Here is a 15,973-nt window from a genome sequence, read left to right on the forward strand (position 1 = left end):
CCTACGCCTCCTCCTCCGACCGATGCGCGGCCCTCGGATGTTCCTGTCGTTCCGCCGCGACCGGACGGCCTGGTTCACCGACGAGTTCTTCGATCACCGCGGCCAGCGCGGCCACGGTGGGTTCATCGAAGATGATGGCTGCAGGAATGTCAGCCGTGTACGCCTCCTGAGCCTGATTCATGGCCACCATCGCGAGCATCGAGTGCCCGCCCAGTGCGAAGAAGTTGTCGTACACACCCACTCGCTCAATACCGAGCAGGGCAGCCCACATCGTCACCAGCTGGGCTTCGATCGGCGTTCGGGCCGCGACAAAGGCCGGTTCGGCAGTGGCATCCGCCGCCTCGGGATCCGGCCGCCCGTCGCCGTTCGCGCGACGGTTCTGGTTCGTCAGGCAGTCGAGCAACTCCACGCCGCCGTCGCGGAGGCGGCGAGCCCGTTCACCCGTTCGGTACAGCCGGGCACCGGGCACTTCCGAAAATCGGTCGGCTACGAAGCGCTCCGCCGTGGCGGCCGCCCGTCCCAGATATCCCCGGCCGACGCCCGGGCCTCCGATGTACAGTTCGCCGGGCACACCGGCGGGAACGAGATCGCCACGCCGGTCGAGGACGACAGCATGGACGCCGTCGATCGGCTCGCCGCATATCACGCGGGCATTCGCGTCGACCGGCACGTCGTCACCCGGCGACATATCCCGCATCAGCGATACGAGAGATGTCTCGGGCCCACCGTAGGTGCCATGGATCCGCGCGCCCCTCGCCAGCAGTATCCGGGCCACGTCGGCTGACAGTTCTCCACCGGCTGATATCGCGGTGAGACCCTCGACGTCGCAGCCGAGTTCGACCAGTTCCCGCCACGTTTCCGGCGTGGCCCACAGGACCGCGACAGACCGGCTGGCCAAGGTTTCGGCCAAATGGACCGCATCGGGGACGCCCCTATTGCCTGTCATCATGACTTGGGCGCCGCCGGCCAGCGCCACCAGGATCTCTATCGCGCCGAAATCGCATGACGTGTACCACACGTCGTCCGGCTTGGTCGCCAACCGCCGGTGTAAAGACGTTGCCAGTGCGGCCAGGTTGCGGTGGCTGAGCACCACGTCGCGGACTTCATCGCCCGTGCCCGCTGTACAGCAGATCCACGCCGCGCTTTCGGCCGCCGACCGCGCGCGGAGATCCGAGGGGCTCGGTCTCGTGTCCGGCAGACGGCTCAGCTCCTCACGGGCGCCCGCGTCATCCAGCAGAATGCGGGTGGCCTCCTGCTCGACCGGCAACCGCCCGTCGAGTTCGATGGTCGTCAGGACGAGGGCCGGGTCCGCGTCTACGAACATTGACGCGATGCTTCTGTCGGGGTGATCCGGGGGCACTGGAAGGCACACGGCGCCGGCGCGAATAATGGCAAGCATCGCCACGGCCAGATTCTCGTCCGCTGGCAGGAAAACGGCGACCCGATCCTCTGCGCCGACACCCGAACGCACTATCAGGCGGGTCAGCCTATTGACACGTGCGTCGAGATCCCGATAGGTCAGGCGGGCGTCGCCGCAAATGATCGCCGGCTGCTCCGGTGCCGACCGGGTCACGGTATCGATCAGTTCGGGGACGGTCCGCAGGGTGTCAGAGCCGCCGTCGCCGTCGCCGTCGCGGGGGCGGCCGGGCAGCAATTGCCGACGATCGTCCTCGCTGAGCATGGGCACTCGCGATATCGGGCGGCCCGGGTCGGCGACCACCTCGGCGGCCAGACGCCGGTAGTGCTCCGCGAACCGTTCGACCGTGGCGGCTTCGAAGAGATCGGTGGAGTATTCGTACACCACCAGCACACCACCTTCGTCGGGTGTGTCGCTGCGCCCAAGGTTCTGCTCCGCCCGCGGAATCGCGATGACGTTGAGGTCGAATTTCGCGGTGCCGTTGCTCATCACCTCGTGCAGGCTCATCGACAACCCGGGAAGCGTCATCGCCGGCATGGGCGCGTCGTGGAAGCTGAACGCCACCTGGAACAGCGGATTGTGGCTGATGGTGCGGTCTGGAGCCACCGTCCGCACGACATGCTCGAACGGCGTGTCCTGGTTGGCGTACGCGCCCAGCGCGGCCTCCTTCACACGCTCCAGCAACTGCTGGAAGGTCGGGTCCCCGGAAAGGTCGACGCGCAACGCGACATTGTTGACCAGCATGCCGACCAGCCGTTCCGTCTCGGGACGATGCCTGTTGGCGATGCTGGAACCGACGACGATGTCGTCCTGCCCGGTGTAACGGTGCAAAAGCAGCTCGAAAACGGCGAGCATCGCCACGAAGAGCGTCGCTCCCTCCTTGTGCGCCAGACGGCGGAGGGCGTCTGCCAGGGCCTCGTCCAGCTCGGTGCGCACGGTCGATCCGCGGAAGCTGGGCACCTCGGGGCGCCTGTGGTCCGCGGGGATCGTCACGATGGGCGGGCAGTCGGCGAGGTGCCGTCGCCAGTACTCCAGTTGCGCCGCCGCCTCGTCGTTTCGCACCCACTGGTGCTGCCAGCACACGTAGTCCGCGAACTGGACGCCGAGCGCGGGAAGATCGGCAGGTACACCGTCGACCTTGGCCTGGTAGAGGCGGAGGAGCTCTTCTATGAGCAGGGTGAACGACCATCCGTCGTGCACCATGTGGTGCTCCACGTGCACGAGCAGGTGGTCATCGGTGTCCAGGGCGAGCAGCGTCCACCGGACCAACGGCAACCGGGACGGATCGAAGACCACATGCACTTGCTCGTCAACGATCCGGTCCATTTCGGCCGCTCGGTCATCCTCGGCGAGCGCGGTGAGGTCGATGTAGTCGAAGCAGGGCGGGCAGACCGGATGAATGGTCTGGTAGGGGGTGCCTTCGCGCTCGGCGAATGTCGTCCGGTACACCTCGTGCCGCTGCGTCAGTTCGGCAAGGCTTTCCTCCAGGGCGGCCACGTCCAGTCGTCCACGGATGCGGAACGTCGTCTGGAAGTTGTACGCCCGGTTGCGGGGGAAGAGCTTGTACATGAACCATACGCGGCCCTGGGGGAAAGACAGCGGGAGGTCACGGTCACGGCTTACCGATTCGATCGCCGTCGGCGCGGAGTCGTGTTGCCGGCTTCGGGCAGACCGGATCTCCTGCGCGCAGTCTGCCAGGGTCGGTGTGCTGAAGAGCGTGCGCAACGGCAACGAGACACCGAGCGCCTCCCTGATCCGGGAAACGGCCTGAGTGCCCAGGAGCGAATGACCGCCGAGGTCGAAGAAATTGTCGTCCGGATCAACGTGGTTCACGCCGAGCAGTTCCGCCCAGATGTCGGCGAGAATCGCTTGCTCGGTTTTGTTCGGCGCCCCTGGTGCGCCGTCGCCGAGGTGCCTGCCATCGGCACGCCCGCCATCGGCACGCCCGCCGTCGAGACGCCGGCCGTCGATAGCCGCCAGGCGCCGCCTGTCGAGTTTGCCGTTCCCGCTCGTCGGCCACTCGTCGACCACCACGTAGACGGACGGCACCATGTAATACGGGAGACGCGCATACATGAACCTGCGGAGATCCGGTGCCGTCAGGTCACCGCGGGGCAGCAGATACGCCGTCAACGTCCGGCCGCGCGCCGTGTCGTCGCCGACCAGCACGGCGGCCTCGCAGACAGCGGGATACTGGCGCAGCACCGCCTCGACCTCCGCCGGCTCCACCCGGAAGCCCCGCAGCTTCACCTGATCGTCGGCTCGGCCCGCGAACTCCAGGCTTCCGTCGGCGCGGCGCCGGGCCAGATCCCCGGTACGGTACAGGCGCGCGCCCGGCCGCCCGGAGAAGGGATCCGCGACGAAGCGCGCCGACGTCAGCGCTGGGTCTTTCAGATATCCCCTGGCGAGTTGGACGCCTCCGATATAGAGCTCCCCGACGGTTCCCGCTGGTACCGACCGGAGCTTTCCGTCGACGATGTGCAATTCGGTATTGCCAATCGGATAGCCGATGGGCGGCAGGCCGTCCGGCTGGTCCGGTGCTTCCGCGAGCTCGCCCGCGGTTACCACTACAGCGGCTTCCGTTGGCCCGTAGCAATTGACGTACGACGCGGTCAGAGACGACGGCGGGTACCGGTAGGCTCTGTCCGAGCCGGTGAACAGCACCCGCAACGATAGGTCGGACAGGTCGCGCTCGAACAACGGCTCGCCCAGCACCGGCGGCAGGAACCCCACGCTGATCCGCTCATCCCGCAGCCAGTCATGGAGCTGGTCCCCGGCCGAGCGTGTGTTGTCGTCAAGGATATGCAGGGTAGCGCCGCTGCACAGGCACGGAAGCACCTCGAACAAGCATGCGTCGAAACCCATGCGGGCTTGCTGCATGCACCTGTCGCGGGGCGAGAGGGCGAACGTCTCCCGCAACCAGGTCAGCAGGTTCGCCATCGCGCGGTGGCTCACCAGCACGGCTTTCGGTGCGCCCGTCGAACCTGAGGTGTAGATGGCGTAGGCGAGGTTGTCCGGAAGGGCGATGCCGTCCGGGGCGTCGGCACTTTCGTCATGAAAATCGGTGTGGGCGCGCTCAAGTGAGATGATCTGCTCGGCGGCCGCGGGGACCCGCGAGGCGAGATGGTCCTGTACAAGGACCACCGGCGGCCGAGAATTGGCGAACATCAGACCTATGCGGTCAGGCGGATGTACCGGATCGAGCGGAAGGTAGGCGCCACCCGCCTTCCATACGGCGAGGAGCGCGACGATCCACGAAATGGACCGCTCGGCATAGACGCCGACCAGGTCGTCCGGTCCGATGCCGCGCCGGACCAGGTGCCGGGCAAGCCCGTTCGACCGCCGCTCCAGCTCTCCGTAGGTGATGGAGTCGGGCCCGGAAACGATTGCCAACGCGTCCGGGGTCTCGCGGGCGCGGGCCTGGAACAGACGGACGACCAGAGGCCCGGTCTCTTTCTCTCCTTCACGCTGGTCGTCGATCCGATCGCTTTTCATGAGGGGCTCCTTCCCCCGTGGCTGTTCGTTGCCGGTGCCGGTGCTGGAACGCCGGTGCCGGAAGCAGGGAGATCGGACGATCCGCGTCGTCGATCGCCCCGTGCAGAATCGTCTGGAAGTCAGCGACCATGCCGCGGGCCGTGTCCGGCTCGAAGAGCGCACGGCTGTAGCGCAGCTCGCCGCGCAAGGCGCTCGGCTCGCTGTCGAGCAGCAGCGCGACGTCGTACTGTTGCACCGTTCCCGTGCCAAGGCGCATCGGTTCGAGTACCGCTCCGGGGACCTTCAGATGCCGCGGCCGGCCATTCCACAGCACGAGTGCCGCCTGGACGAGCGGACCGCGGCTGTTTTCCCGCCGGGGGTTCACCATCTCCACGACTCTCTCGAACGGCAGGCCCTGATGGGAGTAGGCCCCTAGCGAGGTCTCGCGCACCCGGGCGAGCAGCTCACGGAACGTGGGGTCCTCTGCGGTGTCCACCCGCAGCGCCAGTATGTTGATGAAGGCGCCGATGAGCCGTCGCGTCTCCGCCCTTTCACGTGCGGCCATGGGGGTGCCGATGAGCACTTCCGGCCGGCCGCTGTACCGGCACAGCAGGCACCCGAACACGGCCAGCAGGGTCATGAACATCGTTGACTTCTCTGCCCGGGCCAAGTGAAGCAGCCGGTCCCGGACCGCGGCCGGCAGGACCACCTCGATCTGTCCCGCCTCGTAGCTCGGCAGCTTCGGTCTGGGATGGTCGGTCGGCAGGTCGAGCGCCGGGGGAGGATCGCCGAGCCGCCGCCTCCAGTACGCCAGCTCCCGCTCGAAGCGCTCCCCATTCTGCCACCGCGCGAAATCGGCATACTGCCACCGCAAGGGGGGAAGCGGGTCTTCCCCGCCGTCCGCGAACGCCGTGTACAGCGCGGTCAGCTCGTCGAGCAGGATCAGGCTCGACGGCTCGTCGAAGACGATGTGGTGGACGGAGAACATGAGAATGGACGCGTCCGGTGCCAACCGGAACAGGCGCGCCCTGAACAACGGACCGCCGGCCAGATCTAACGGGCGGTGTAATTCCTCCGCCAGCAGTGCCTGGACCGCCGCCTCGGACGGGCGTTCACCGTCTGCCGTGGCCCGGTCGGTTATCGGGATGTCGATCCGGCCGGTAGGTGGCGGAGGCCAGACAACCTGCATCGGAGTGTCGCCGATGACAGGAAAGGTGGTACGCAGCGCTTCGTGCCGACTTACGACTGTGCCGACAGATCGTTCCAGGATCTCGTGGTCCAGGCTTCCTTTAATGCTGAGCGGTACCGTCGCGTGGAAGGTGATTCCTGCCGTACCAAAACGCTCGACAAGCCATATGCGCTTTTGCGCGGAAGAGATCGGAGATATGTCGGTGGGATCGCCGTTCTTCCGAACCAGGTGGTCGAATCGTGCGCGCTGTCTCGGCGAAAGGGCCGCGAGGGCCCGTGCCCACTCCGTCACCTACGGACCTCATAAGTTCTGAGCTACCGAATTCTGGACAGTCCTGCTGGACGCCGCTCTGTGCGACGTCACGTCAGCTCGGATGGGTTTACCTGTCGGCCATTGCAACTAGCGTTGCTTCCCGTGGTTGACGGCACAACATCGAACCACGCCAGCATGTGTACCACGTTGATGATAGACCGTCAACGCAATACCTTGTTGTCCGATAACAGGTTGGACGGATGGCCAAAACAGCGTTCCAGGCATAGGAAGTAAAGAGAGAGTAAAAAACCCTGAACAAAGGAACTGGACAGCGGAAGTGGGCACGTTCTAAGCTGGCGCACAGCCGGGTGTGGGGCGCCCACCCGCAGGCGTTGCGGGCAAGTACTGTCGGCACACGCTCCTGGGTTCACGTGCCGGACGTCGCAACACGTCATCGTGCCGAGAGGTGACCGCTAATGCATCCTCTGTCGTCCGCGAAACGGCGTATGTGGTTTCTTCACGAATTAGCCGACGACAGTTCACTCTACAATGTTCCGATCGCTTTTCGGCTCACCGGGGACCTGGACCGCGACGCCCTCGCGCAAGCCCTCGCCGACGTGGTGGACCGGCACGAGGCACTTCGCACCGTCGTCCGGGACATGGACGGCGAGCTGGGCGAAGAGGTCCTGCCACCGCCTGCACAGCCTCTGCTCGTCCAGACCGTCGACCCGGCGCTGACGGCGGACGCGCTTCACGCCGCGGCGACCCGCCGTTTCGATCTGCGTCGAGACATCCCCTTTCGGGCGCAGCTGCTGGCGGAGCGCCCGGACCGCCACGTGCTCGTCCTCGTGCTGCACCATATCGCCGTCGACGAATGGTCCGCGCACCTGCTGCTCCGTGCGATCTCGGCGGCATATGCGGCCAGGCGCCGGGACGGTCTGCCGCGATGGGACGGACCCGCGCTCCAGTACAGCGATTACGCGGCCTGGCAAAGCACGGCGTTGGGCAGCGAGGACGATCCGGAAAGCCAGATCTCACGCGAACTGGCCTTCTGGCGCCGAGCCCTCGCCGGCGCACCGCACGACCTCCCGCTGCCCGTTGACCGTCCCTGCCCCGAGAGACCGACACATCGCGGCGGCCTTATCAGGTTAGAGATCTCCCGGCCCTTGCACGCGTCCCTCGGCGAGCTCGCCCGGACTACCGGCGCCACCACGTTCATGCATTTCGTGGCGATTATCGGAGCACTGCTGACCAAGCTGGGCTGCGGCACCGACATCACGATCGGAACACCCGTCACCGGCCGTACCCGTAAGTCCTTCGCGCAGATCGTCGGGTTCCTCGCCAATACCGTCGTCCTGCGTCTCGACACCTCCGGAGACCCTGACTTCCTGGAATTGTGCGGGCGCGCCCGCGCGGTCACGGTCGCGGCGCTGTCCCACAACGGCGTGCCGTTCGACCGGGTCGTCGCCGCGCTCGGCCCCGACCGTCCGCGAGGGGCCGATTCGCCGTTTCAGATAATGCTGGCGTTCCAGGCCCTCGGCGGGCCCCGGCTCGATCTTCCCGGCGTCGGCGTCGAGCAACTGGCGGTGCCGGTGGGGCTCAGCCGGTTCCCCTTGACGTTCTACGTGGCCGAGTCGCGCGCGGCGGATGGTTCACCGGCGGGCATGCACATCGACATCAACTATGCCCGCGACCTGTTCGATGATGAAACCATCTCCCTGATCGGCCAATACCTGGTGCGACTACTGGAGACGGTGGTCGCGAACCCGGAGCTCCAGCTCAGCAAGACGGAGATCTTGTCGGCGGAACAACTCCGCTCCCTGCTGCCGACCGGGCAAAGTGTTCCGCCGGCCTCGTCCACCGACGCCACCGTGGTCGACATGTTCGAGAGGCAGGCCAGAAAGGCTCCCGATGCGCCCGCTGTCGTATCCTCCGCAGGCGTACTCGGCTACGGCGACCTCGATCAGAGCGCCCGCGCACTCGCCGGACGCCTGATCCGCGCCGGGGCCGGCCCCGAGAAGATCGTCGCGCTCGCGCTTCCCCGGTCCCCGGAACTGATCATCGCGATGCTGGCGGTGCTCAAGTCGGGCGCCGCGTACCTCCCCATCGACCCGTCGTATCCGCCGTCGCGCATCCAGTACATGCTCGACGACGCCCGCCCCGCATGCGTCGTCACCGACCTGCGGACGGCGAGCGGGCTACCGTCCTGCGACGCTGCGCGGCTGACGCTCGACGACGACGCCCCAACCGTCGACGCCCCAACCGTCGACGCCCCAACCGTCACCGACGACCGGCCGGCGCTCGGCGACGCCACGCGCGGCGCCCGCACCGCGACTCCGATCGACCCGGACACCGCGGCCTATGTGCTGTACACCTCCGGGTCCACTGGTCAGCCGAAGGGCGTCGTCGTGGGCCACGGCGCCCTGGCGAGCTATCTGCGCCGATGCCGCGAGGCGTACCGCGGCCTTCGCGGCAACACAGTCCTGCATTCCGCGTTGTGGTTCGACCTCAGCGTCACTTCGCTGTACGGCACGTTGGTCTCCGGCGGTTGCCTGTACCTGTCGTCGCTGGACGAGGACGAATTGTCCGCGGTAGGCGCGGCGGCCATCGACCACCTGAAACTCACTCCCAGCCATATGCCGTTGCTGGACGTGCTTCCCGAAGCCTTCCATCCCACAGGGGAGCTGATTCTCGGCGGTGAGGCGCTGGACGCGGAGACTCTTCGCCGGTGGCGAGACGCGCATCCGGGAGTGGACGTCGTCAACCACTTCGGGCCCACCGAATGCACTGTCGGCTGCCTGGACTTCCGCGTGCCGGCCGGAGCGGACCTGCCCGGGGGCCCGGTACCGATCGGCCGCCCGATACCGAACGCCCGCGTGTACGTACTCGACGAGTACTTGCGGCCGGTCCCTCCAGGCGTGATCGGGGAACTGTACGTCGCGGGTGCCGGGCTGGCACGAGGATATCTGCGGCGGCCGGGACTGACCGCACAGCGCTTCCTCTCCGACCCCTTCGACGCCGAAGGGGCACGCATGTACCGCACCGGCGACCTGGTGCGCCGCCGGCATGACGGAAACCTCGTCTTCGTGGGCCGGGCCGACGACCAGGTGAAGATCCGCGGTCACCGTGTGGAACTCGGCGAAATCGAGCACGCGCTGCGGCTCTTTCCGGAGGTCGCCGACGCCGCAGTTCTGGTCCACCGGGTCCCGGCTGGATCGAGCCGCCTCATCGGATATGTCCGGCCGGCGCCGGGAGCGGATGTCGACGCCGCGGCGTTACGGTCCGCGCTCGCCGAACGCCTTCCCCAGCACTCGATACCCGCGGCGATAATGACGCTCGACGAGATGCCGCTGACCGCGAACGGAAAACTCGACCGGCGCCGGCTGGCCGCCCAGTGGCGCCCCGTCGAGACCGCGGACCTCGTCGAGGACGCCGCGCTCGTGGACGTGATACGGCACGCGTTCGCCACCGTCCTCGGTATCGCGGACGCACCACCGCAAGGTGACTTCTTCGCCCTCGGTGGCGACTCGGTGAGCGCCGTCATGGTGGCCCGCAAACTGCGCGACCTCCTCAGTAGGGAGATCCCCCTCCGCCTGGTGCTCGGCCATTCCAGTCCGGCGGCTCTCGCCCGCGCCCTCGCCCGCCGTCCCACGCCTGGCGAACCAGACAACGAGCACCAGCCGCCGCCGGCCGAGACCCCGCAGAGCACCACACCGGCGTTCGAGGCGAAACCGGTGGCCGCCCGGTCGATCGCCGACGCCGAACACATCCTGCTCACCGGTGTGACGGGCTTCTTCGGCGCATTCCTCCTCCCCGAGTTGCTGACACAAACGGCTGCGCGGGTGTCTTGCCTCGTGCGGGCCGAAAGCCTGGCTCAGGCGCACGCGCGGCTGGCTGACACCATGCGGCGATACGGACTCGACAACCCGAGCGAGCGAGTTCGGGTAGTGCTCGGCGACCTGGAGAAGCCGGACCTCGGGATGTCTCCGGAAGACCGGGCCGGGATCGAGCAGACGGTCGACACGATCGTCCACAGCGCCGCCAACGTCAACGGCATGCTGCCGCTGGACCGGCTATGGAGGGCCAATGTCGGAGGCACGATCGAACTTGCCGGACTGGCCCGCACCGGTAAACCGAAGACGCTGCATTTCGCGTCGACCACGTCGGTGACGTCGCCCGCGCGAGAGTCGGGTTACGCCAGCAGCAAACGCGAGGCCGAGCATCACCTCATGGTCGAGCGTCGGGTCGGGCTTCCTGCCGTGATCGCCCGGCTGCCCCGGCTCAGCGCCCATTCAACGTCGGGGCACTACAACCATCGCGACATCATGCACCGCGCGATCGCCACCATACTGGACGCCGGCATCGCACCCGAGATCGATGGCGAAGAGATCTGGATCCCGGTGGACCATGCCGCCCGCGCTTTCGTCGCCACATCCCGCACGACAACCGCGGGCCGTTTCGTGTACACGAGCGCCGAACGCTTCTCACTGCCCGCATGCCTGCACGCCGCGAGGGAACTGGGTTTCCCCCTGCGGACCCTCCCGCACCACGCGTGGGAGCGCGCGATGACGAGTGGCGACCAGGTGGAGCACGAATTCGCGGCGGCGGCGATACGCGGCCTGCGAGGGCGGCAGGAGCATTTAGCCGACGCGGCCCCATCCGACTTCGTCCCCGTAATAGTGGCGGGCGTCACTCCGGACGTCATGAAGGCGTGGCTGCGTCGGCTGGCCACCGAGCGTTCCTGGGAGGGAGTGGGCAGTGGACGACCATTCGCGTATCGCTCGGATCCAGCCTGACCTCGGGGAGGTGAAGGCACGGCTGGAGCACCTTGTTCGGATACCGGCCGCGGACCTGGAGCCAGAAGCCCTGGCGAGATACGAACGGTGGTTCGAGGAGCACTGCGCTTCCTCGCGAGCCGCCGGCCGGGACGCCGCCGACCTGATCCCCGGTGGGACCCACCATTCGCAGGCGAATATTCCGTTCCCGCTGCAGATCGACCGGGCGGCCGGTCCCCACTTGTGGGACGCGGACGGCAACCGCTACATCGACTTCGTCCAGGGCGTCGGTGCCTCGTTGCTCGGCGCGAACAACGAAACGGTACGGGAGAAGGTGAAAGCGGTTCTCGACGAGTGCGGGCCGTCGCTCGGACTGCTTCATCGGTACGAGATCGCGCTCGCCCGGACGGTCCGCGAATTCATGCCCGCCGTGCAGCGGCTTCGCATGACGGCCAGTGGCACCGAGGCGGCGATGGCGGCCGTTCGGGTGGCGAGGGCGTACACCGGCGCGGCGTACGTGGTCAAACTCGGTGGCGCCTACCACGGCTGGTCGGATCAGCTGGCGTACGGGCTCAACGCCCCTGGGACGGCGCGCCGTTCGGCCGGCGGCATTCCCGAACAGGCGCAAGCCCTGACTCAGGAAGTACCTCCCGGTGACGTGGACGCGTTGCGCTCCCTTCTTTCGGCCAATGCCGAGCGCGGCGGCACTGCCGCAGTGATCGTCGAACCGCTGGGACCGCAGAGCGGCACCTTCCCGTTCGCCCCCGACTACCTCGAAGCGGTCCAGGAGTCGTGCCGCTCTTTCGGGGCGCTTTTCGTGGTGGACGAAGTCATCACGGGCTTCCGCCTCGGACTCGGCGGCGCGCACGAACAGCTCGGACTGAGTCCAGACCTCCTCATCTTCGGCAAGTGCATCGCGGGTGGATACCCCGCGGCCGGCGCCCTCGGCGGACGCGCCGACGTGATGGCGACGATCGGATCGGGCACCGGAGCGTCCGCGCTGGTCGTCGGCACTCTTTCGGCCAATCCGCTCAGCTGCGCCGCCGGTTACCACAGCCTGCTGGAGATGGCTCGTACCGACGCCCCCGCCCGGGCGGCAAGCGCGGGCGCCCTGCTGCGCGCCGGCCTGGAACGCCTCATCGCAAAATATCAGCTGCCTTATGTGGCCTATAATTTCGGTTCGATCGTGCACCTGCACACGTCGGGTCTATACCAACTCTCGGTGACACAACCCGATTTCGCCTCGCAATTGGCGACCCGGCGCGAAGCGATGATCCATCTGATCGAGGGGTTCACCGCGGAAGGGCTGATGCTGTCAGGCTCCGGCCGGATGTTCGTCGGCGCGACGCACACCGATCAGGTGGTGGCCGACGCGCTGGATCGTTTCGACCGGGTCTTCGCCTCTGTGCGGCCAGTCCGATCCTCACCCGAACCGCATGACAGGCCGATGAATACACCCTCAGGGCGTATCGCCTGAGCGCGGTGACGTGAATTCGAGCGGTGCCTGGACATACAAGGAGCGCACGATGAAGACCATGTACGAATGGTTCGATACGTCCGTCCGCCGCCATCCCGACCACATCGCCCTCGACGTCGCGGGGACGGAGTACACCTATAGGGAACTCGCCAGCGAAGTGCGGCTGCGAGCCACGGCCATTCAGGAAGCGCTCGGCCGCAGGCCACGGCGAGTGCTGATGATGGCCGATCGCACCGCGCACAGCTATTTCATCTACCTCGCCGCACAGCGGCTCGGCGCGGCCGTCGTACCCGTCGTCCCGACATTTCCACAGGATCGCATCCGCGCGATCGCCGCTGCCGCCGGCGCGGAAATCTACGCCCATGGCCAGTCCGACGAGAAGATCGAAACGGCCGAATCCGGCCTCGGAGACAGCCGCCACGGCGACGATGGCCGGAACGACCAAGACGGCATCGCCTACATCCTGTACACCTCGGGATCCACCGGGACACCGAAAGGCGTCCCGGTGGGGCACGACAACATCTCCGCGTACCTCAGCCACAACATCGAGCGCTACCAGGCAGGGCCAGGCTGCCGGTTGTCCCACATGTACCAGCTCACCTTCGACCCCTCCGTGTTCGACATGTTCATCAGCTGGGGTTCCGGCGCAACTCTGGTCGTCGCCGACCGCGACGATATGCTCGATCCGGCAGGCTATGCGAAGCGGCACAACCTCACCCACTGGTTGTCGGTGCCCTCTGTCGTCTCACTGGCCGCGCGGCTGGGCAGGCTGCCCGCTGGTTGCATGCCGGAGATGCGGTACAGCCTGTTCGGCGGTGAGCCATTGACCGTGCAGCAGGCCGAGGCATGGCGGAACGCGGCTCCAAACGCCGTCCTTGGCAACATCTACGGGCCCACCGAAGTAACCATCACCTGCACCGCCTTCCACGTCCCGCCGGGGGAGCCGTTGCCGAGGACGAGTAATGGCACGGTTCCCATCGGCACTGTCGACCCCGGTCAGTCCTATGTCGTGCTGGACGGCGACGGCCGCGAATCGACGCTCGGAGAGATGTGCGTACGCGGTACCCAGCGGATAGCGGGATACCTCAATCCCGACGACAACACAGACCGATTCATTTCCTACAGCGCACCCGGTCCCGCCGTTCCGTACAAGGGGGAGGAACCGCTCACCCCGGCACACTGGTACCGGACCGGAGACCGCGTGCAGGTATTGCCCGATGGCAACCTCGTCCACCTGGGACGCCTCGACAGCCAGATCAAGCTTCACGGTTACCGGATCGAGTTGGGCGAGATCGAGTCGGTCCTGCGGGAACACCCCGCCGTGCTCGAAGCCGTCGTAGTGGTGACACACGTCGGCGACGATGCCAGCCTCCTCCAGGCGATCTACACGGGGCGCCCTGTGCCCAACGGCGAACTCCTGGCCACACTTGGCCGCCGGCTTCCTCCGCAAATGCTCCCCCGCAGTTTCCATTATCTGCCGCAACTGCCCCTGACCGCGAACGGCAAGGTGGACCGCGGCGCGCTGACCCACCTGGTGTCCGCCGCCCCGGGATCACCAGTACCCGCCGACGGCCGTGATCGATGATCTCGGCGTAGCCCGCAACTCGGAGGAATCAGGGATGGGGGACCTAGCAATTGCACTCGAATCGTCGTTCTTCGTGTTGATCACACGCGGAGCCGCCGAACTGTACCTGGCGAACATCAGCGTCCCCGGGCACTTCGAGCCGACCCGTTTCGCCGGGCTCCTTCACGACGACCTCACCGAACCGGACGGCGGCCCCGACGACACCTCCGATCCCGCGACGCGCTTCGCATTGCGCCTTCCGGCCATCGGCCGGCTCGAAGAACTCACCGGCGAACCCGCGGACCGCCATACCCGCTACATCCCCATCGCCGACATCCCTGTCGGTACCCAACTCGTCCGCACCGGACCGGGCAGCCGCACCGACGTCCTCGGCAGCTACCGTGGCCGCCGTTCCGGCTGGGAACCGCACCCTGGGTTTCCCACCGCGACTCCCGCCCGGTGGGGGCTGAAACCCGCTCACCCCGTCGGCACCATCCACCGCGGAATCCGCGCCACCTATGACGGCACCGATTTCGACACAGACCTCGGACCCGGACCCGCCCGGCTCACCCTCGCACCCGCGGAGCCCGGCACTCCACCCCTCACCGTTTCCATCGCCGAATGCGACCGTGTCCGCTTCTACCGCGCCACCGCCACATGGCAAGGGGAACGCTTCGAAATGCTCGACTCCCGGCACGACGCCGTGACCCTCGTCTACCTGGCCGGCGACGAACCGACCGCGCGGCGACTCGCCCTTACCGAGACCACTCCCGGTGTATGGCGAACGAACGTCCCCCATGCCTCGATCACCGACATGACCGTGACCGCCATCGACCTCGATCCACCCATCACATAACGAAAGGCCGATCGTGACCGATCTTAATCTGGACGTCATCGGCAAGGTCCGGTGGAACGACTCCTACGTATTGACCGAACAGCCGAACCTGTGGGGCGACCCGCCCGTACCGTTCGTCACGACCGCCGCCGACTACTTCGCCGGCGACGGCGCGCAGACGGTCCTGGACCTGCCTGTGGGCGATGGCCGGAACCTGCCCGAACTCGCGGAGCGTTTCAGTACGGTGGTCGGCGCCGACTCCTCGGACAACGCCATCGGCATCGCCGCAGGACGCGCCGCGGCCGCCGGCTATCGCAACGTGCTGCTCCTCAAAGCCGACGTCTACGCGACCGGTTTCGCCGACGCGAGCTTTGACGGCGTGTTCTGCTGCGACGTGCTCGGCCATCTGCAGGAACCAGCGCGGGCCATCCGGGAACTGCTGCGCATCACCCGTCCGGGCCACCACCTCATGGCGAACGTGTTCGCGCTCGAAGACTCGACGCGCGGCGTCGACATGGTGCCCATCGGGGATGAGACGTACCTGTTCGACGACCGCTTCTATTTCCGCTTCTACGACAAGTCCGCCGCGAAGGAACTCGTGGACGAGGTCGAAGACGCCGCCGACCTCGTCGCCCTGGAGCCCGTCACCTGGACTGAACCGCCGCACGAGGGTTACCGGGAATACGAGCACGAACATGTGAGCTGGCTCTTCACACTCCGCAAGCACACCTGATCGGCATCGCTGGACGACGGGCGGCAACCCCGACGAGTGACACGGCCCGCCGTTCCTGCGTCGTCGAACAGAGGCGGACCGAGACGACCGCCCAACCGTGATCGTCTCCGTCCGCCTCTACGTCCTCGTCCCAGGACGCCATTTTGCACAGGCCGTTTCAAATCACCCGGTACTAACCCGTCAGCATCACGATCGCCAGCGCAGTTTCGCGCCGTCCAGCTCATTGAGCCACGTCCCACGAGACGAGCCACTACCGT

7 protein-coding genes are annotated in these 15,973 nt (G+C 67.0%); 5 read left to right on the top strand and 2 right to left on the bottom strand.

The genetic code is table 11. From position 1 onward, the window contains the following. Window position 1: 1 nt before the first annotated feature. Together E1298_RS05125 and E1298_RS05130 are read right to left on the bottom strand one after the other, a co-directional pair. Complete coding sequence (locus E1298_RS05125) at window positions 2–4,912, bottom strand: non-ribosomal peptide synthetase (protein WP_131889590.1); 4,911 nt, start codon at window positions 4,910–4,912, stop codon at window positions 2–4. Next, complete coding sequence (locus E1298_RS05130) at window positions 4,881–6,371, bottom strand: condensation domain-containing protein (RefSeq protein ID WP_131889591.1); 1,491 nt, start codon at window positions 6,369–6,371, stop codon at window positions 4,881–4,883. Before E1298_RS05130 ends, E1298_RS05125 begins: the two co-directional genes overlap by 32 nt. 437 nt (window positions 6,372–6,808) lie before the next feature. Between E1298_RS05130 and E1298_RS05135 the strand changes: the two genes are divergently transcribed. From E1298_RS05135 to E1298_RS05155, 5 genes are all read left to right on the top strand, one after another. Next, on the top strand, window positions 6,809–11,128 hold the full coding sequence (locus tag E1298_RS05135) for a non-ribosomal peptide synthetase (RefSeq protein ID WP_131889592.1): 4,320 nt from the start codon (window positions 6,809–6,811) through the stop codon (window positions 11,126–11,128). After that, window positions 11,091–12,584 carry an aspartate aminotransferase family protein gene (locus E1298_RS05140; protein WP_131889593.1) on the top strand — a complete coding sequence of 498 codons (1,494 nt, stop codon included), beginning with the start codon at window positions 11,091–11,093 and terminating at the stop codon, window positions 12,582–12,584. The genes E1298_RS05135 and E1298_RS05140 overlap by 38 nt, the downstream gene beginning before the upstream one ends. Window positions 12,585–12,633: 49 nt before the next feature. After that, a complete protein-coding gene (locus E1298_RS05145) occupies window positions 12,634–14,169 on the top strand; it encodes an AMP-binding protein (RefSeq protein ID WP_131889594.1) in 1,536 nt (511 codons plus the stop codon). Window positions 14,170–14,242: 73 nt separating this feature from the next. Next, entirely contained in the window at window positions 14,243–15,004 is a 762-nt protein-coding gene (locus tag E1298_RS05150) for a hypothetical protein (protein ID WP_131889595.1), read from the top strand. A gap of 13 nt (window positions 15,005–15,017) precedes the next feature. Continuing rightward, on the top strand, window positions 15,018–15,716 hold the full coding sequence (locus E1298_RS05155) for a class I SAM-dependent methyltransferase (RefSeq protein WP_165975305.1): 699 nt from the start codon (window positions 15,018–15,020) through the stop codon (window positions 15,714–15,716). Window positions 15,717–15,973 lie beyond the last annotated feature (257 nt).

Source organism: Actinomadura rubrisoli, from assembly GCF_004349215.1.
GTDB classification, from domain to species: domain Bacteria; phylum Actinomycetota; class Actinomycetes; order Streptosporangiales; family Streptosporangiaceae; genus Spirillospora; species Spirillospora rubrisoli.

Coding starts and splice junctions, on each gene's coding strand:
- E1298_RS05125 (WP_131889590.1), bottom strand. CDS start 4,912: ATGAAAAGCGATCGGATCGACGACCAGCGTGAAGGAGAGAAAGAGACC.
- E1298_RS05135 (WP_131889592.1), top strand. CDS start 6,809: ATGCATCCTCTGTCGTCCGCGAAACGGCGTATGTGGTTTCTTCACGAA.
- E1298_RS05145 (WP_131889594.1), top strand. CDS start 12,634: ATGAAGACCATGTACGAATGGTTCGATACGTCCGTCCGCCGCCATCCC.